At 65.0% G+C, this 16,622-nt stretch carries 16 protein-coding genes and 2 pseudogenes; 2 read left to right on the top strand and 16 right to left on the bottom strand.

All coding sequences use genetic code 11. From position 1 onward, the window contains the following. Window positions 1-42: 42 nt before the first annotated feature. The 16 genes and pseudogenes from ACRHIG_RS15165 to ACRHIG_RS15090 form a co-directional block, all read right to left on the bottom strand. Window positions 43-933, bottom strand: coding sequence for an alpha/beta hydrolase (locus ACRHIG_RS15165; RefSeq protein ID WP_489630660.1), 891 nt, complete (start codon window positions 931-933; stop codon window positions 43-45). Between the two features lie 26 nt (window positions 934-959). Then, window positions 960-2,018: a tetratricopeptide repeat protein gene (locus tag ACRHIG_RS15160; RefSeq protein WP_489630659.1), complete on the bottom strand. Its 1,059-nt coding sequence runs from the start codon at window positions 2,016-2,018 to the stop codon at window positions 960-962. A 17-nt stretch (window positions 2,019-2,035) separates the two neighbouring features. Then, on the bottom strand, window positions 2,036-2,938 hold the full coding sequence (locus ACRHIG_RS15155) for an ExeA family protein (RefSeq protein ID WP_475414483.1): 903 nt from the start codon (window positions 2,936-2,938) through the stop codon (window positions 2,036-2,038). Further along, on the bottom strand, window positions 2,939-4,720 hold the full coding sequence (gene mshL, locus ACRHIG_RS15150) for a pilus (MSHA type) biogenesis protein MshL (protein WP_475414482.1): 1,782 nt from the start codon (window positions 4,718-4,720) through the stop codon (window positions 2,939-2,941). A 38-nt stretch (window positions 4,721-4,758) separates the two neighbouring features. After that, complete coding sequence (locus ACRHIG_RS15145) at window positions 4,759-5,160, bottom strand: MSHA biogenesis protein MshK (RefSeq protein ID WP_475414481.1); 402 nt, start codon at window positions 5,158-5,160, stop codon at window positions 4,759-4,761. Continuing rightward, window positions 5,145-5,843 (bottom strand): type II secretion system protein M, encoded by a 699-nt coding sequence (locus tag ACRHIG_RS15140; RefSeq protein ID WP_489630658.1) that lies wholly within the window; start codon window positions 5,841-5,843, stop codon window positions 5,145-5,147. Before ACRHIG_RS15140 ends, ACRHIG_RS15145 begins: the two co-directional genes overlap by 16 nt. Continuing rightward, window positions 5,843-6,505, bottom strand: a complete 663-nt coding sequence (locus tag ACRHIG_RS15135; RefSeq protein WP_489630657.1) for an MSHA biogenesis protein MshI — start codon at window positions 6,503-6,505, stop codon at window positions 5,843-5,845. The genes ACRHIG_RS15140 and ACRHIG_RS15135 overlap by 1 nt, the downstream gene beginning before the upstream one ends. Beyond that, window positions 6,502-7,461, bottom strand: coding sequence for an agglutinin biogenesis protein MshI (locus ACRHIG_RS15130; protein WP_475414478.1), 960 nt, complete (start codon window positions 7,459-7,461; stop codon window positions 6,502-6,504). Before ACRHIG_RS15130 ends, ACRHIG_RS15135 begins: the two co-directional genes overlap by 4 nt. Before the next feature lie 130 nt (window positions 7,462-7,591). Further along, window positions 7,592-8,050, bottom strand: a complete 459-nt coding sequence (locus tag ACRHIG_RS15125; protein ID WP_489630656.1) for an agglutinin biogenesis protein MshP — start codon at window positions 8,048-8,050, stop codon at window positions 7,592-7,594. Continuing rightward, on the bottom strand, window positions 8,047-8,949 hold the full coding sequence (locus tag ACRHIG_RS15120; protein WP_489630655.1) for a prepilin-type N-terminal cleavage/methylation domain-containing protein: 903 nt from the start codon (window positions 8,947-8,949) through the stop codon (window positions 8,047-8,049). Before ACRHIG_RS15120 ends, ACRHIG_RS15125 begins: the two co-directional genes overlap by 4 nt. Further along, window positions 8,946-9,503: a type IV pilus modification PilV family protein gene (locus ACRHIG_RS15115; RefSeq protein WP_489630654.1), complete on the bottom strand. Its 558-nt coding sequence runs from the start codon at window positions 9,501-9,503 to the stop codon at window positions 8,946-8,948. The genes ACRHIG_RS15120 and ACRHIG_RS15115 overlap by 4 nt, the downstream gene beginning before the upstream one ends. Continuing rightward, window positions 9,493-10,086 (bottom strand): pilus assembly FimT family protein, encoded by a 594-nt coding sequence (locus ACRHIG_RS15110; protein ID WP_475418134.1) that lies wholly within the window; start codon window positions 10,084-10,086, stop codon window positions 9,493-9,495. Before ACRHIG_RS15110 ends, ACRHIG_RS15115 begins: the two co-directional genes overlap by 11 nt. A gap of 104 nt (window positions 10,087-10,190) precedes the next feature. Beyond that, window positions 10,191-10,694: a type II secretion system protein gene (locus ACRHIG_RS15105; RefSeq protein ID WP_489630653.1), complete on the bottom strand. Its 504-nt coding sequence runs from the start codon at window positions 10,692-10,694 to the stop codon at window positions 10,191-10,193. A gap of 76 nt (window positions 10,695-10,770) precedes the next feature. Continuing rightward, window positions 10,771-11,277, bottom strand: coding sequence for a type II secretion system protein (locus ACRHIG_RS15100; protein WP_489630652.1), 507 nt, complete (start codon window positions 11,275-11,277; stop codon window positions 10,771-10,773). After that, window positions 11,277-12,511 (bottom strand): annotated as a pseudogene (locus tag ACRHIG_RS15095) (type II secretion system F family protein). Before ACRHIG_RS15095 ends, ACRHIG_RS15100 begins: the two are co-directional and overlap by 1 nt. Window position 12,512: 1 nt before the next feature. Continuing rightward, window positions 12,513-14,215 (bottom strand): annotated as a pseudogene (locus ACRHIG_RS15090) (GspE/PulE family protein). A 208-nt stretch (window positions 14,216-14,423) separates the two neighbouring features. Between ACRHIG_RS15090 and ACRHIG_RS15085 the strand changes: the two are divergent. Both ACRHIG_RS15085 and ACRHIG_RS15080 read left to right on the top strand, forming a co-directional pair. Continuing rightward, window positions 14,424-15,152, top strand: coding sequence for an ABC transporter ATP-binding protein (locus ACRHIG_RS15085; protein ID WP_489630651.1), 729 nt, complete (start codon window positions 14,424-14,426; stop codon window positions 15,150-15,152). Beyond that, window positions 15,149-16,594: an ExeA family protein gene (locus tag ACRHIG_RS15080; RefSeq protein ID WP_489630650.1), complete on the top strand. Its 1,446-nt coding sequence runs from the start codon at window positions 15,149-15,151 to the stop codon at window positions 16,592-16,594. The genes ACRHIG_RS15085 and ACRHIG_RS15080 overlap by 4 nt, the downstream gene beginning before the upstream one ends. Window positions 16,595-16,622: the final 28 nt, after the last annotated feature.

Here is a 16,622-nt window from a genome sequence, read left to right as displayed (position 1 = left end):
GGGGATATCCCGGGTTGGTTTATTATTTCCAGTGAAACCGGTTCAGTTAGAGGACTTCAGGTAGGCCCGCAAGCCATGCGTCAGCACAAAGGGAAACACGCTCGCATGGTCTTCGTCCTCGAACACGCGCAGGCGCGTCTTCAGGCCGGGAAACTTGCGCGATTTCAGCTTGCCGTCGAATTCGCGCACGTCGGCCAGCATATCGGCGTCTTCCTCCGCACGCGACCGTTTCTTTCCTGGTGCCAGCTTTTCCAGGCCGCCGATGCCGAAGAACACGGACGCGGGCAAGTCCTTGTGGCTGGCGGCATATGCCTGCTCGCGGTCGAACATCACGCCGGCGTCGTACCACAGCGAGGGGCTGCCGAGGATGTAGTGCTCAAAGGTGCGCGGTTCCGTCAGCAAAAATTGCAGGCCCAGCAGGCTGCCGTAGGAATGGCCGATAAACACCTTGCGCTGCATGTTGACGCGATAGTGTTGTGCGATGAAGGGAAACACCTCGCCCGAGACGAACTGGCCATAGGCCGCCGCTTCGCCGAACGCCGGTTGCCGCCCCGGCATGTCCGAGCGGTAGTCATGCTTGCGCGGCGTGCTGGGCGTGTAGTCGCGGCGGCGGCTGTACACGCCGCCATCGCCGTTGGCGTACGACAGGCCGACGACGACCACTTCTTCCATCCCCGCATGCTTGTTCAGGCGCTGCGCGATATTGCGCACGACGGGAAACGCATAATTGGCGTCGACGACGAACAGCACCGGATAGCGTTTATTCCCCTGCCGATAGGAATCGGGCAAGGCGACATAGAGCTGGTAGTCGCGCTTCAATCCTTGCGCGCGGATGTCGCGCACTTCGGTATTTTCAAGAACGTAGCTGGCGGGCGCGGCAAATACACTATTTGCAACAACGCAAAGGACGATGAACAAGCTGAGAGGTTTCAAGCTGGTTTCTTTCATTAAGGTGAAGCTTACTTCGCCGCCGCCAGCTGCACCAGCTTGCGCTCGACGAACGCCTGCAGCTGGGGAGATAAAGTTTGCAAGCCCCTGGCCCGCTCGAACGCCTGGCGCGCCTGGGCCGGGTGGTTGTCGGCTTGCAAGGCGATGCCGAGACCCATCCACCAGACGCCGTTGTCGGGCGCCGCCTGCAGGGCCAGCTGGTAGTGCTCGGACGCCTCGCGGTAGCGCTGCTCGCGCTGCAGCACGCCGGCCAGGAAAGCGTGGTATTCGCCGTTGTCGGCGGCGTACGGCAGGCTGCGCATGAGGGTGTCGAGGGCGGCCGCGTCGCCGTTGGCCTTGTCCAGCTGCAAGCGGGCCAGCATCATCGCCTGCGCCGGCTGTTTCGGGTCCAGCGCCAGACTCAGCTGCAACTGGCGCGCCGCCTCGTCGGGGCGCTGCGCTTCCAGCAGCAAACGCACCAGGGTTTCGCGCGCGCCCTGGTGGCGCGGGTCCAGCTGCAAGGTCTGCTGCAAGGCCAGCATGGCGTCGGAGACGCGGCCATCCTGCAACTGGGCCAGCGCGCGCCGGTACTCATTTTCCACGCGCTGCTGCGGCGTGACTTGCTTGCCGTCGATGATGCGCTCGCTGGCGGCCGGTGCCGGCGTTTTCACCACGGGCGCAGCGGCAGGCTTGGCGGCTTTTTCCGCGACGCGCCGGAACTCGACAGGACGCGCCCTGGCGGGTGCCGGGGCCACTTCCTCCGCCTGGAACACGGGTTCGGGTTGCGCCGCCGGGGCGACCGCCAGCGGCGCGGGCGCTACGGCGACAGGCACAGGAACGGGCACCGGAAGCGGCGCCGGAACCGGCTTGCTGGCCACATTCACCAGCACGGGCGGCACGGGCGGGCGCTTCAGGTAGACCCAGCCCAGGGCGATGGCGGCCGCCGTCAGGCCGGCCGCGCCGCCGAAAACGAGCGCGCGCGACACGCCCCGCTCGCGTTCGGGCACGGAACGGATGCCGGCCGCGTCGCCGCGTCCATCGGGGGTGCCGCGCGCATCGAGGTCTTGCAACATCTTGTTAATCAGGCTCATCTACAGGCTCATCTTCGTCATCGGTTCAATAAAGTCCAGCTCAGGCCGCAGGCGGCGGCCAGCACGCCGGCGCCCGCCAGCCATGGCCAAGGCTTCTGCCACAAGCGGGGTTTGCTGGCCAGGGTATCGCTGGCGGCCAGCGCCACGTGGCGGCCGCTGACCTGCTGCCGCCCTTCGCCATACGCCACCATCAGCGCCTTGTGCGCCATGATGTTGATCAGGCGGGGAATGCCGCCGGAAGCCTTGTACAGGCGCGCCACGCCGCCACGGCTGAACAGGCGCGCGCCGTCGAAACCGGCCACGCGCAAACGGTGCGCCACATAGAAATCCACGTCGTCGCGCGACAGCGGTCCCAGGTGGTAGTGAAAGGTGATGCGCTGCGCCAGCTGGCGGATTTCCGGCAGGGCCAGCTTGACGTCCAGTTCCGGCTGGCCGAACAGCACGATTTGCAGCAGCTTGCGCTTTTCCGTTTCCAGGTTCGTCAGCAGGCGCAAGGCTTCCAGGCTGTCGACGGGAATCGCCTGCGCTTCGTCCAGGCACAGCAGCACGCGCTTGCCCTGCGCCGCCAGGTTGAGCAGGCGCAAGTTGAGGGATTTCAGCAATTGATGCTGATCAGCATCTTTTTCCAGCAATACGTCGAGGTCGTCGGCCAGGGCCAGGATCAGCGAGCGGGGCGGCAAGTTCGGATTCGGGATATAGGCCGTGACGAACTCCGGCCCCAGCGACTGCATGAACTTGCGGCAAAGAAAAGTCTTGCCGGTGCCCACTTCGCCAGTGATCTTGATGAAGCCCTCGCCATTGCGCGCCGCCACCAGCAGGGTGTTGAGCGCCTTTTGCGACTGCGGGCCGTTGAAGAAGAAACTGGTATCGGGCGTGAGGCCGAACGGCGCCTCGCGCAAGCCGAAATGGGCCTGGTACATTTAGCGCCGCTCCGACGGACGGCGCGGGTCGAGCGCCTCGATGCGCTTGCCCGAATCGAGCAAGTCCTCGTTCCAGCTGTTGGCGCCATCGACGATGGTGGGCTTGATCAGCACCACCAGCTCGCGCTTCTGGATCACCTGCCCCGTGTTGCGGAAGAGCGCGCCCAGCACGGGCAGGTCGCCCGCGCCCGGCACTTGCGAGCGGTCCGCCGTGGTGGCCTGGCGCATCAGACCGCCGATGGCGACGATGCGCCCATCCTGGCTGCGCACCATGCTGTCCATCTCGGAGGTGCTGGAGGCGGCCAGCGGCAGCTTCAGCGAACCAGCGCTGCCCAGGTCGATTTCCTTGCTGATGGTCGACACCTGGCTGACGGACGGGTGCACGTGCAGGATGATGTTGCCATCCGCATCGATCTGCGGCGTCACGTCCAGCACCACGCCGGAAAAGAACGGCTGCAAGGTCACGTTGGGGCTGGTGGTGGCGCCGCTGGCCGTCGTATTCGTGGTGGTCGACACGCCCGTCACGTAAAACTCGTCCGTGCCGATCTTCAGCACGGCCTTCTGGTTGTTCATGGTGGCGATGCGCGGGCTCGACAGCACGTGCACGGAACCCTGCGATTCCAGGAAGGAAATCATGGCGGCAAAATTGGCCGTCTGGAACGCCAGGCCGAACATGGAGCCGGCCGCCGTCGCCGCCGAACTGAGGCCGAAGCCGCTGCTGGCCGTCAAGCCGCTGCCATTCGTCATGTTGGGCGGCTGGCCGCCGTTGAACGGCAGCGGCGCCAGGGTCCCGCCCGGCTGGATGAAGCCCGTCGAGATGCGGTTCGTATGGCCGCTCTTGATGGAGGCGAACGAGGCCCAGTTGATGCCCGTCTGCGTGTTGTCGTTGAGTTCGACTTCGAGGATTTTCGCTTCCAGGATCACCTGGCGGTCGACGGACAGCTGCGTCGCCTTCAGGTACATGTCGACATTGCGCAGCTCTTCCGGCATGGCGCGGATGACGATCACGCCCGACTGCGGGCTGAGCACCACTTGCCGGCCCCCTTCGCTGCTGCCGACGATGGCTTCCAGCGCCGCCCTCAGTTCCGGCCAGAAATCCGCCGTCGACGAGGTGGTCAAATTGCTGCTGTCCAGCGTGCGGCCGCCCTGGCCGCCATTCGTTTGCTGGTTCTGCTCGTTATTATTGCCCTGGTTGCCGTTCTGGCCATTGCTGCCCGAACCGCCCGAGCTGGTCGAGCCGACCGAGCCCACCGACGTCGACGAGACGCGCAGGTTGGAACTGCCCCGGCGCGCGCCCGTCAGGTAATTGACATGGAACAAACGCGTCTGCATGGTCAGCGGCTTGATGTAGATCTGCGTGCCCTCGACCTTGTAGTCGTAGCCATACAGCTCGCGCACGGCGTCGAGCGCCTGGAACAGGGTCACGTCCTTCAGATTGGCGGAAATCGTGCCGCCGATGTCGGGGTGGACCAGCATGTTGTAGCGCGTGCCGGCCACGATGGAAGTGAAGAACTGGCGCGCCGGCACATTGTTGAAGGCCACGTTGAAGCGCTCGTCGAGCGCGGCGCGGGCCTTCGGCAATTGCTGGGCCAGGGCCGCCACGGGCGGCAGCAGCGCCGCTTCCACGGCATCCGGCTGGGCCGCTGGCGCCGTGGTGGCTGCCGCGCCCTTGACGGCATCGGTGATCGCATTGTAGGTGTCGCGCTTGACGGGCGCGACATTGCAGCCGCCCAGGCCCAGGCTGACGCTGATGACAGCCGCCATCGTACTGATCTTGAACATGCTCGCCTTGTGTTGATTGAATTGCTTGGCCACTTCTTCTACTCCTGCTTGCGGTCGGTCTTGCGATCGGTCTTATTGTCGGTCTTGCTGCTCGGGTACAGCTTGAAGGTTTCCATCGATTTTCCACGCCGCAACAATACGGCCGTCTCGTGGATCTCCGTCACCACGCCATCGCCCACCTTGCTGCCGACCTTGACTGTCTGGCCATCGATGACGGCCAGGCGGCGCCCGCCCGGCTGGGTGGAGATGAGCACCGATTGCAGCTGCGGCCGGGCCGCGACGACGGGCGCGGCGCTGGCGGGCGCCCACAGGGCCGCCGGCGGGCGCGTCGGGTCGTCCAGCGCCTGCGCCTGCGCGCCCGGCCATGCCAGGCTCAACGTCAAACTCAGCGCCAGGAAAGACGCCGGCAGCGCGCGGCCAGCGGTCAGAGTGCGATCCATGTGTCGTCCATGCTGAGGGTATGTAAGGTCAGGGTCAAGGTGGCGCCCGGATAACCGGCCGCATCGAGGTGGGCGGCGCCCCAGAAGACGCGCGTCGGCATCGCTTGCAGCGCCTGCATGTATTGCACCATGTCCCCATAACTGCCTTGCAGCACCACTTCCACGCCATGCTGGTGCAGCAACGGGGCCGGGGCCGGAACCTTGGCGGCATCCGCCTTGGCCGCAGGATCGCCGTTCGCGGCATCGGTCTGGCGGCCGCCCACGGCGCTGGCGGGCAGGGTTTTCAGCGACACCACGCGCAGTCCGGCGTGCCGGCGCAGCAAGTGTTCGAGCAAGGTGACCATGCGCTCGGGCGCCACCAGGCCGTGCTGTTTCTCGCGCAGCGCCTGCGCCAGGGACGCCGTTTCCGCCTGCAAGGCCGCCAGGCGCGCGCGCGCTTCCCGGTCGGGGTCGGCGGCATGGGCGAGCATGCTCAGCTCGATTTCCTTGTTCGTCGCACTCAACAGGCTTTGCTTTTGCGCAATACTCGCTTCCAGCGTGGCGCGTTTCGCCAACAGGGGATTGAAGCTCATGAAATAAAACACGAACAGGATGGCGGCGGCGCCGGCGCCGAACACCATCAGCCGCTCGCGCAGGCTGAGGGCGTCGAAGGCGGCGGCCCATTTCTTCAGCAAGGGCAGCATCAGCGCGTTCCTCCAGCAACAGGTTTTGCCGGCGTGGCGGCGCGGTCCGCCGACTGCAGGCTGAACGCGATATACGGCAGGCTGGCCGCCTTGCCCTCGGCCACGGCCGGCTGATCGGGCTGCCCGATGTCGAGGCTGGCGAAGGTCTTGCCTTTCAGTACTTCCTGCTGGCCCAGGCGCGCGATGTACGCGGGCAGCAGCGACGCGTGCAAGGCCCGGCCCTGCAGGCCGAAGTCATTGCCGGCGCCGGCGATGTCCACGCCCGTCAGCCAGACGCCCTCGACCCTGGCCTGCGCCAGCGCGCGGAAATAGCCGGCATAGCCGAGGGTATTGCCCAGCTTGCCGCTGTCCAGCACGGCCGACGCATCCTGCAGCAGCTGGCGCTGCGCCTCGACGGCCGCCAGTTCCTGCGCCAGGGCCGGATCTTTCTTGCGTGGAGGAAAATCGCGGACGATCTGGTCGCGCTTCGCCTCGACTTGCGCCAGCGCCGCCTTGGCGCCCGCTTCGCGCTGTTCCAGGTCCGCCGTGGCCCGCTGGGCAACGACGCCCAGGGTCAGCAGGACCAGCGCCAGCGCGCCCAGGCCCAGGCCGGCCGTGCGCGCCGACATATGGTGTTTTTTCAGTTCAAACTGGGGATTGAACAGATTGATCTGCTGGCTCATGCGCCCTTCCCTTCGTGCTTGCCCGGGTGCACGCCGACCTCGCGCAAGGCCGCGCCGATGGCCAGGAAGTAGCGCGCCTGCATGGCGGGCGCGCGCAGCTCGGCGGCCTGGGAAAAATCCAGCACCGTGGCCAGGTCGATCTGCTCGACCGGCATGTAGAGATTGTCGGCCAGATACGCGTGCAAGCCATCGGCCGCGCCCGTCATCAGCATCAGACGGGCCAGCGAAATGAAATGGAACTGGCGGTCGAAATGGTCAAACGAGCGCTGCAGTTCCAGGGTGACGCGGTCGTAGTACTGGCTGGCGTCGGGCGACTGCAATTGCGCCAGGGTCACGTCGATACGGCGCGCCTGGTACAGCTCGCCATTGAAACTCATGGTCAGCAAGCCGCCGTCGCCATCGAAGAACAGCACGGCGATGCCGCGTCCCGGCGTTTCCAGCAAGGTGGCGATATTGCGCTGCGCCATCTCGGGGATATCGATGACGGACAGGCCGATCTTGCATTCGGCATACTGCGCCTGGCGGCGCGACACGGCGCTGTTGCGCGCGGCGACGGCAAACACGCTGCTGCCCCGCTGGGTGCCGTTCGGGTCGGCGGGAATGTCGAACACATCGATGGTGGCCTCGGCCAGGGGAAAATCCAGCATGTCCTTCAGGCGCCAGCCCACGGCCGTCTTCAATTCCTCGCGCGGCACGGCCGGCGCTTCCAGCGACAGCAGCTGGTAGTCGCCGCCGGCCAGCACGGTGGTGCAGTGACGCGCGGCGGCCTGCAGCTCCTTGCCCAGTTTCTCCAGCACCTCGGTCGGCGCCGGCCGCGCGGCCGCCTGGTAGCCGGCGCCCCGCACGCGCGGCATGCCGTCGGCGGGACGTTCGACGACGACAGCGCTGACGCCTTCGCGGCCAAACGCCGTGGCCAGCCAGCCATCGTACTTCTTTGTTCTTGCGAATAAACCCATGCGAACTATCCAGTGTAAGTGCCTGCCCGATCTTGTCGCGCAGTTAATGCATCCAGCCAATTTTAATTCATGAAGTCAACTTTATTGTGTAAAAACAATAAATTAGCGATCTTTTTTCACGCAGTTGACCTTACTGCGACAGCACGGCTTGCAGGCGGCGCTGGACATAGTCTGGGTTGTTGCCTGCATGTGGGCAGAACGGCTCGGTCGTGGCCGGCTGATTGCAGGCCGTGGCCGTGATGGTCCACCTGGTCAAGGTGCCCGGCTGCGTCGCCATGGAGCACTGTATGCTGACGCTGAACGCCGACAGCGTGCTGCCGGAGGGCATGGCAAACGAGGTGGCCGCCATGCATGGCGGTGCCGTGGCCAGATTCGCGGCGAGCTGCTTCTGCAAGCCCCATTCGAGGCCCGCCCGCGCGGCCTGCTCGGCCCGCACGCCCTGCACATCCATCGCCGATTCCGTCTGCTGGAAAGTGGAGATATTCACCATCACGGCCGCCAGCGCGGCCAGCACCACCAGCAGGAAAATGGCCGTGACGAGGCTGAAGCCGCGCATGCGGCCCGTGCGGGGGCTCAGCAAGCGCGTCATGGCGTATTCCTCGCCTGTACCTGCTGCACCAGGCGCAGCACGCCCGTATTGCTGTTCGCCGCACCCAGGCTCAGGTCGATATTCACCAGGCCCCGCTGCACGTTGGCCAGCACGGCGTAGCTGAAAGCGCACGCCGTCACCTGGCGCGCCAGCTGGGCGCCATTCGCCGCGGCCAGCGGCGCGGCGTCCTCCACCACCGGCTGGGTGGCCACGATGGCATAGCCGGCGTAGCGGGTCAGGGTGCCAGTCGACAAGTTGCAGGCATAGGTGACGGGCGTGGACACCACTTGAAAACGGTTCGACGGCGACGGCAGCGGCGCCGGCGCCGTCGTGAAGGGATAGCTGCCGAGCGTGACGACGTTGCCGGCCACGCCCGTCACGCTCGCCCGGTTACAGCCAGTCGCCGCGCTGCACGCATACGCATTGTTCGGCGCGTAATCCGTGCCCAGGTTGTAGACGACGATCTGGTCGCCCACCCGGATCGCCTGGCGCGCGCCCAGGGCATCGGCAGGCATGGCGCCGACGACGGTAAAGTTCAATGGAAGGCTGGGGTCGGGAGGGGTATCAAAGCTCAGCACGTTGCCCAGGCCGGACGGGTCGCTGTCGCTCAGGTAGCGCCCGCCCGTCTTGGTCAGCAGCAATTCCAGAAACAGGCCGTCGTTCGACACGCGCACACTGTTGGGCAAGGCCAGGCGCACGTCGCGCGTCAGGCGGCGCGCAGCCGTATCGGCCGTGTCGGCCAGCGCGGCGCGCGCGGTGGTGTCGATATAGCCTTGCACGGGCACGCGGATGAAGACGGCGACCATGGCGCCGATGATGCCCGTGATGACGATCACGATGACCATCTCGACGAGGGTAAAGCCGCGCGGGCGGCGCCTGGCGTTGGGGGAATTTCTCATGGGATACTATTTGGCGCATAGCGCACGCGATAGCCGTCGAGCACGATCTGCTGGTCCGCATACGGCACCCGGACCTGGATATGCAGGCTTTCCGAGGCGGGCAGGCCGCGCAGGGATTCCTCGGTGATCGTCACCCACGCCGTGTAGGCCGGGCTGGCGCCGGGTACCCATACGCGGCCCTGCGCATCGGTCGTGTAAGCAACCGCCGTGCCAAAAGCGCTCACATAATCGTTGACATTATCAAAGGGCCGCGTTACGCCGCCCGCCTCTTGCCCGGCCACTTCCGGAATGGCGCAGCCGGCCGCACTGGTGGCCGTTTGGGCGGCCGGGTCTTGCGGATCGCAATAGGTAAACCGCGCCAGCTGGATTTCTTCCAGCATGCCTTCGGCAATCGCCAGCGCCTGCTTGCGCAGCTGCGGGTCGGCGCTGTGGCTGGTGGTCAGGCTCATCACGCCCAGGATGGCGGCCGAGGCCAGGCCGACGATGACGATGAACAGCACCAGTTCGATCAGGGTCACGCCGCGTTCACGCCGGCGCCGCTGGCTAATGGACATAACCCGTCTCCCCTTCGACGGTGACGTCGCGCTGCATGCCATCGCCCAGGATGCTGATTTTCAGCCGCGCCGGGAAGGTCGATGCGTCCGGAAACACGTTGACCAGCTTATACGGCTTGCCCAGCGCGTCGAAATAAAAGCCCGCCGTATCGACGGGATCGGTGGACAGGGTGACGCCGGACGGACGGCCTTCGCACAGCCAGTTGGTTTCCACACAATACTGCAGCGTCTCCTTGCTGCCGCTATTGCTGCCCGTGGGCGGCACCACCTTCTCGGCGGCGCTGCAAACGGCATCGAAGCACAGGGCCACGCTTTTCTTGTCAATGATGTGGACATACACGGCACGGTTTTGCGCCACCGCCAGCTTTTGCCCGTAGCGCACGATATTCGTCACCTGGTCGGCAAAACTGCGCGCATCAAACGTGTCGCGCTGGAAAAACCGGCTCACGGCAAAGGTCGCCAGCAAGCCGGCCAGCACCAGCACGGCCACCAGCTCGATCAAGGTGAAGCCGCGCGCGCGGCGCCGCAGCCGGGCCTGCGGTAGCGCCACACGTTGCGGCAAGTTGATCGATGGCAAGGACAATGGAAATACCCGTAAAAAAGCCCAACCGGCGTAGCCTGGCGTTGGGCGGGCGGAAACATGGCGCGGCCGTGCCAGCTTGCCGGCACGGCATCTGCACGCCCGGATTAACTGCAGTTGGCCGACGTCAGGGCCGTCGCGTCAACCACTGCTGGCAGGGCTGGCGTCGTGCCTGCCGCAGGCACAGCAGCCGTATAGGTCACCTTGCAATTTGTACGTTTGTTGTCAGGCAATACAGTCAACACGGTCGCTGTTGGCGCAACGGTGGCGATATCGTAGTCAACCAGGCCGCCTGCCGCCGCAGCGATGCCAGGCGCCGCGATGCCCGGGTAGCCGCTGATGCCCTTGACGTCCGTGCCTTCCATGGTGACGGCAACGCTGTCCGCAGGCGACCCCTTGACCAGCCATTGTGCGTGGAACAAGGCCGAGCCGGACTTCAATGCGCCCGTCGCTGCCTGCATCTTGGCGATGCGCGCATCGGTCGACATGTCGACGAATTTAGGAATCGCCGTGGCTGCCAGGATGCCGAGGATCACGATGACGACGACCAGTTCGATCAGGGTAAAACCCGCCTGGGTGCCGCTTTTCATACTACGTAAAGACTTATTCATACCTGCTCTCCAAAATCAAATAAAAACATCAAAAACCAACACATGAAACTATCGCTGCGCCGGGCCAGGACGCGCGTCACTTTGCTGCAGAGTCCGGCGATTTCCACACCACGATATCGGGTTCCTGGGCGAGCTTCTCAAGATCGGCATCTGTACCTGGCAAGATTACCTTAAATTTCACTACATCAAGCCCTGTACCAGGAAAAATATTGCCATTACTAAACAAATAGATGATTTTTTGCTCTTTTCTGTCGTAAAGCCAGTTACCATTAGGCAATTTATCGAGCTCGGGGGCATCGAACTCGCCCAGGTAGTTGGCCGGTTTGTCGGCCAGCCAGTCGAACGGATTTTGCCGCGCCAGCGCCGGTATCCTTGCGCGCCCGTCCGCCAGATACAGCTGCAGCACCTGCACCCGCAAGCTGGTGCGCAAGGCCCCCAGCGTCTGCGCCATGGCCACCTGCTGCGCTTGCTGATGGTAATCGCCGACGCGGTTCAGGAACACCGCCACCAGAATGGCGAACAGGCTCGCCACCACCGCCAGTTCGAACAGCGTGAAACCGCGCTGGCGGAACGGTTTTGCCATCAGTGCAGGGCCGCCCGGCCCAGGTCCCAGATCGGCAGGAAGATGCCCAGCGCCAGCACCAGCACCATGGCCCCGAGGAAGACGATCAAAATCGGCTCGATCTGCGCCGACAGGGTCTTCAATTCATAGTCGACTTCGCGCTCGTACATGTCCGCGATCTCGTCCATCAAATCGTCGAGCGAACCGGATTCCTCGCCCACGGCGATCATCTGCAGCACCACGGGCGTGAAGACGCCGGCCGCCACCGAAGTGCGCAAGATGCTTTCGCCCCGTTCGACGCCGTCGCGCATCTGTTCCACGCGCGCGCTCAAATACGTGTTGTCGACCGTTTGCGACACCACCGTCAGCGCCTGCACGATGGGCACGCCGCTGGTGCTCGACAGGGCGAAGCTGCGGGCAAAACGCGCCATCGTGCCTTTCAGGATAACCTTGCCGGCGATCGGCAGGCGCAGCTTGGCGCGGTCCCATTTATAGAGCCCCTCTTTCGTGCGCAGCCAGGCGCGCCAGCCGAAAAAGCCGCCCACGCCCAGCAGCAGCAGGATGGGCCAGTAAGCCACCGTCAGGCGCGAAGTGCCGATCAGGATGCGCGTCATCAGCGGCAGTTCCGCATGAAAACTGGCGAACACCTTCTCGAACTGGGGAATGACGAAGATATTCACCACGATCATGGCGGCGACCATGGCGAAGACGACGAAGGTCGGATAGCGCGTGGCCGACTTCACGCGCGCGCGCATGTCGCGGTCGAATTCCAGGTGATCGAACAGGCGCAGGAACACTTCATCGAGGCGCCCCGTCATTTCCCCCACGCGCACCATCGACAGATAGAACGGCGTGAAGATGGCGGGATGGCGCGCCATGGCGGCCGACAGTTCGCGCCCCGCATCGAGCGATTCGCGCACGTCCTTGATGATGCGCCCGAACGCGGGGCTGATGGCGGACTCCTGCAAGCCGGCCAGGCCGCGCATGATGGGCACGCCCGCCTTGAGCAGCGTGTACAGCTGGCGGCTGAACAGCTGCACGTCCATGGGCGTGACTTTTTCTCGGTCAGCTTGTCCCACCAGCCCAGCTGGTTGGCGCCGGCCTTCGTCACCGTCTGTTTGGTCACGCTGATGTCGACGGGCGTGCTGCCGCCCGCCATCAATTGATCGGCCACGGCGCCGCTGTCGGCGCCTTCCATCACGCCGGTCAGCAATTCGCCGCTGGCGCTGCGCGCCTTGTAGGAGAAAAACGGCACCTCAATCCTCGCTCTGGTTGCTGATGCGCATCGCTTCCATCACCGTCGTGCGGCCCTGGACCACCAGCTGCACGGCGTGGCGGCGCAGGGTCTCGCCCGCCATCTGCGCCGTCGCCACCTTCATGAAGTGGGATGGATCGGCATGGTTGGCGGCGTCGGCCACGGCGCGCGTGATTTCCAGCAATTCGTACACGCCCGTGCGGCCCCGGTAACCCATGCCGTTGCAATGCGAGCAGCCCTTGCCGTGGAAGTACTGGTTGCGTTCGACCAGCTCGCCCAGTTCCAGGCGCAGCCATTCGTATTCGTTCGGCGTGGGCGCGTACGGCGTGCTGCAGCTTTCGCAGATCACGCGCACCAGGCGCTGCGCCAGCACGGCTTGCAGCGAACTGCCCACCATGTAGCGCGGCACGCCCATGTCCATCAGGCGCAGCGGCGTGCTGATGGCGTCGTTCGTATGCAAGGTCGACAGCACCAGATGGCCCGTCATGGCGGCGCGTAAGCCGATCTGCGCCGTTTCCTGGTCGCGCATCTCGCCGACGAGCACGATATCGGGATCTTGCCGCAGGGCCGAGCGCAGCACCCTGGCAAAGTTCAGCTCGATCTTCTCGTTGACTTGCACCTGGTTGATGCCCGCCAGCCGGTACTCGACGGGGTCTTCCACCGTGATGAGCTTTTTTCCACGGAATTGAGCTCGGACAAGGCGCAATACAAGGTCGTCGTCTTGCCGCTGCCGGTCGGCCCCGTCACCAGCACGAGGCCGTTCGGGCGGCTGACGATGGCGCGGAACTGCTGCACCAGCTTGGGCGGCATGCCGATGGCGTCCAGGCGCAAGGTCGTGCCGCCCTGGTTCAGCAGGCGCATCACCACCGATTCGCCGTATTGCGTCGGCATGGTGGAAATACGCACGTCGATGCGCTGGTTTTTCACGCGGATGGCGAAGCGGCCGTCCTGCGGCAGGCGTTTCTCGGAAATATCGAGGTCCGACATCAGTTTCAGGCGCAGCGCCAGCGAACTGGCGATCTTGCTGTCCGCTTCCGTCTGCAGGTGCAGCACGCCGTCGATGCGGAAGCGGATCTGCAGCCGGCCTTCCTGCGGTTCGATGTGGATGTCCGAGGCGCGCACCTGCGTGGCATCCTCGAACACCGATTGCAGCAGCTTGACGATGGGCGCCTCTTCCAGGCCCGGATTGGCGGCCAGCGCGCCGAAGTCGACGGAGACGTCGCCCAGGTCCTGCTCCAGCTCGCGCGTCAGCGTGGAAATATCTTCCGTGCGGCGGTAGATGCGGTCGATGGCGGCCAGCACTTCCGTTTCATTGACCACGGCCAGCTCGATCTGGCGCTTGACCAGGCGCGAGATTTCATCGTACGCAAACAGGTCCGTGGGATCGGACATGCCGACCAGCAAGCCCTCGCGGCGGTCTTCCAGCACCAGCGCGCGGAAACGCCGCGCCTGGGTTTCCGGCAGCAGCCGCACCAGTTCGGGATTGATGTTGAAAAACTTCAGATTGATATAGGGAATGTCGAGCTGGCGCGCCAGCGCACCCGAAATCTGCTCTTCCGTGACGAAGCCGTGCTCGACAAAAACGCGGCCCAGCTTGCGTCCCGAACGCTTCTGTTCCGTCAAGGCCTGGCCCAACTGTTCTTCCGTCAGCAATTTCTGCTGCACCAAAATTTCACCGAGCCGGACTTTCTCTGGCCTTGCCATGCTTGCTCCTCGACAAATTCTTCAGACGATGCGCGCCAGCGGCGTGCGCAGGTATTTTATTCCAGAACCTGTTGTTTCTTAAAGAAAATACATTCCATCGTTTGATTTTTGCGCATTTCAACACTCTGCAAGGAAACACTTGCCGCCCACCTGCGCCCATGGCAATAATGGCGGTCGTTCACCGTCTTGCCTGCCGCCCATTGCCCCTATGAACGCCTGCGCCATCGAATTCCACAACGTGCATCTGCAGCTGGCCGGCAGCGCCGTGCTGCGCGGCATCGACTTGCAGGTGCGCGCGGGGGAACTGTTCGGCCTCGTCGGCGTGAATGGCGCGGGCAAGACTTCCCTGCTCAAATGCCTGCTGGACTTCTGCACGCCCGAGCGGGGAGACATCGCCATCTTCGGCCAGCCGCACAGGCGCGGCGCGGCGCGCCAGCCCCTGTCGTTTCTGCCGGAACGCTTCCAGGCGCCCTATTACCTGACGGGCGGCGACTTCCTGCGCTACCTGGCGCGCCTGCACGATGTGCGGCCCGATGCGCAAGCCGTGCAGCAGGCGCTGGACGCGCTGGACCTGGCGCCGGACGTCCTGCAGCGCCCCGCGCGCGCGTATTCGAAAGGCATGATGCAGAAACTGGGGCTGGCCGCCTGCATGCTGTCGGGCAAGCCGCAACTGGTGCTGGACGAACCGATGAGCGGACTCGACCCGAAGGCGCGCGCGCAATTCAAGCAAGTGCTGCGGCAAGCGCGCGCACAGGGCCGCGGCGCCCTGCTCACCTCGCATGCGCTGGCCGACGTGGAGGAATTGTGCGACCGCATGGCCATCCTGCATGGGGGCCGCATCGTGTTTACGGGCACGCCCGCCGAATGCCGCGCGCGCCATGGCGGCGCGGAAGACGCCAGCCTGGAACAGGCTTTCCTCAATTGCATCGCGATATGAACGGTCCCGAACAGGCGCCTCCCGGGCGGCCCTACGCGCCTTCCCCGCACGGCATGTATCTGCGCCATTTCGGCTTGCGCACGGCTCCGTTCGGCATCACGCCGGACCCCGCCTTTTTCTATCCCGGCAATACACGGGGCGAACTGCTGGACGCGCTGCTGTATGCCGTCATGCAAGGCGAAGGCATCATCAAGCTGACGGGCGAGGTGGGCAGCGGCAAGACCATGCTGTGCCGCATGCTGGCCGAACGCCTGCCGCCCCAGGTCGACGTGCTGTACCTGCTCAATCCCCGCCTGGAGCCGGACGACGTCCTGCACGCCATCGCCGCCGAACTGGGCCTGGAACTGGACGGATGCCGCGCCGATACCGCGCTGCGCGCCCTGCACGGCGAGCTGATCGCCCGGCATGCGGCGGGGCGCCAGGTGGTGCTGCTGGCCGAAGAGGCGCAAGCCATGCCGGGCGCCACGCTGGAAGCGCTGCGCCTGCTGACGAACCTGGAAACGGCCAGCCACAAGCTGCTGCAGATCGTCCTGTTTGGCCAGCCGGAATTGCAGCACACCCTGGATATGCCCCAGTTCCGCCAATTGAAGGAGCGCATCACCCACAGTTTCACCGTGCCGCGCCTGCCGCAAGCCTTGCTGAACGACTATCTGGCGTGCCGCCTGGCCGCCGCCGGCCGCATCGCGCCGCTGATGTTTACGCCGGCCGCCCTGCGCCGGCTGGCGCGCGCGGCGCAGGGCATCGTGCGCAGGGTCAATATCCTGGCCGACAAGGCCTTGCTGGCCGCGTTTGCGGACGATGCGCAGGCAATCCGCGCGCGCCACGTGCGCCTGGCCATCGCCGACAGCCCTTTCCACCGTCCGCCCTGGCATGCGGGCAAGCTGCTGGCGGGCGCCTTGTGCGCGCTGATGCTGCTGCTGACCGCCGCGCTGCTGTGGCAATGGCTGACGCCGGCCCAAACACCGGGCATCGCAGTGCCGCGCACACCGCCGCCAGCGCCATCGACGCTGCTCGACAGCAAGCTGGCCGAATCGCGCGACTGGCTGACACGGCAAGGGCCGCAGCAGCTGGTGCTGCAGATCGCCAGCCTGCCCGCCACCGAAACGGGCACCGCGGAAACTTTCCTGCGGCAAGCGCAGCAAGCCATCGGCCTGCGCGACATCCACGTGTTTCGCCTGCCCGGCGCAGCGCCCGCGAGCGCCGCCGCGCGCCTGGACATCGTCTATGGCAGCTTTGCCGACCGGGCCAGCGCCGAAGCCGTCTGGACTAGGATCGCCCCCACGTCGTCACGGAAAATATTGCTGAGCGACATAGAGAGTATCCGCATGGAAATGAATGCCACGGCGCCGGTACAAACGGCGCGTGGCACCCCTGACTTTATTTCGGTATATTGCCTCCAGGGCCCGCACAGCCGATTGCTTTTAGGCGATCATGCTGGGTAAAATTACAAAAGCACAACATGACTTCAAG

The sequence above is a fragment of the Janthinobacterium sp. C22 genome, assembly GCF_057919405.1.
The sequence above is the reverse complement of the archived record's forward strand: the minus strand, read 5'-3'. Positions and strand labels throughout refer to the sequence as shown.

What these genes read in the sequence shown, in the direction of transcription:
- ACRHIG_RS15100 (WP_489630652.1), bottom strand. Translation starts at nt 11,277, where the DNA reads ATGGCAAAACCGTTCCGCCAGCGCGGTTTCACGCTGTTCGAACTGGCG.
- ACRHIG_RS15155 (WP_475414483.1), bottom strand. Translation starts at nt 2,938, where the DNA reads ATGTACCAGGCCCATTTCGGCTTGCGCGAGGCGCCGTTCGGCCTCACG.
- ACRHIG_RS15125 (WP_489630656.1), bottom strand. Translation starts at nt 8,050, where the DNA reads ATGACGCGCTTGCTGAGCCCCCGCACGGGCCGCATGCGCGGCTTCAGC.
- ACRHIG_RS15145 (WP_475414481.1), bottom strand. Translation starts at nt 5,160, where the DNA reads ATGGATCGCACTCTGACCGCTGGCCGCGCGCTGCCGGCGTCTTTCCTG.
- ACRHIG_RS15140 (WP_489630658.1), bottom strand. Translation starts at nt 5,843, where the DNA reads ATGCTGCCCTTGCTGAAGAAATGGGCCGCCGCCTTCGACGCCCTCAGC.
- ACRHIG_RS15160 (WP_489630659.1), bottom strand. Translation starts at nt 2,018, where the DNA reads ATGAGCCTGATTAACAAGATGTTGCAAGACCTCGATGCGCGCGGCACC.
- ACRHIG_RS15080 (WP_489630650.1), top strand. Translation starts at nt 15,149, where the DNA reads ATGAACGGTCCCGAACAGGCGCCTCCCGGGCGGCCCTACGCGCCTTCC.
- ACRHIG_RS15120 (WP_489630655.1), bottom strand. Translation starts at nt 8,949, where the DNA reads ATGAGAAATTCCCCCAACGCCAGGCGCCGCCCGCGCGGCTTTACCCTC.
- ACRHIG_RS15135 (WP_489630657.1), bottom strand. Translation starts at nt 6,505, where the DNA reads ATGAGCCAGCAGATCAATCTGTTCAATCCCCAGTTTGAACTGAAAAAA.
- ACRHIG_RS15130 (WP_475414478.1), bottom strand. Translation starts at nt 7,461, where the DNA reads ATGGGTTTATTCGCAAGAACAAAGAAGTACGATGGCTGGCTGGCCACG.
- mshL (WP_475414482.1), bottom strand. Translation starts at nt 4,720, where the DNA reads ATGTTCAAGATCAGTACGATGGCGGCTGTCATCAGCGTCAGCCTGGGC.
- ACRHIG_RS15105 (WP_489630653.1), bottom strand. Translation starts at nt 10,694, where the DNA reads ATGAATAAGTCTTTACGTAGTATGAAAAGCGGCACCCAGGCGGGTTTT.
- ACRHIG_RS15115 (WP_489630654.1), bottom strand. Translation starts at nt 9,503, where the DNA reads ATGTCCATTAGCCAGCGGCGCCGGCGTGAACGCGGCGTGACCCTGATC.
- ACRHIG_RS15085 (WP_489630651.1), top strand. Translation starts at nt 14,424, where the DNA reads ATGAACGCCTGCGCCATCGAATTCCACAACGTGCATCTGCAGCTGGCC.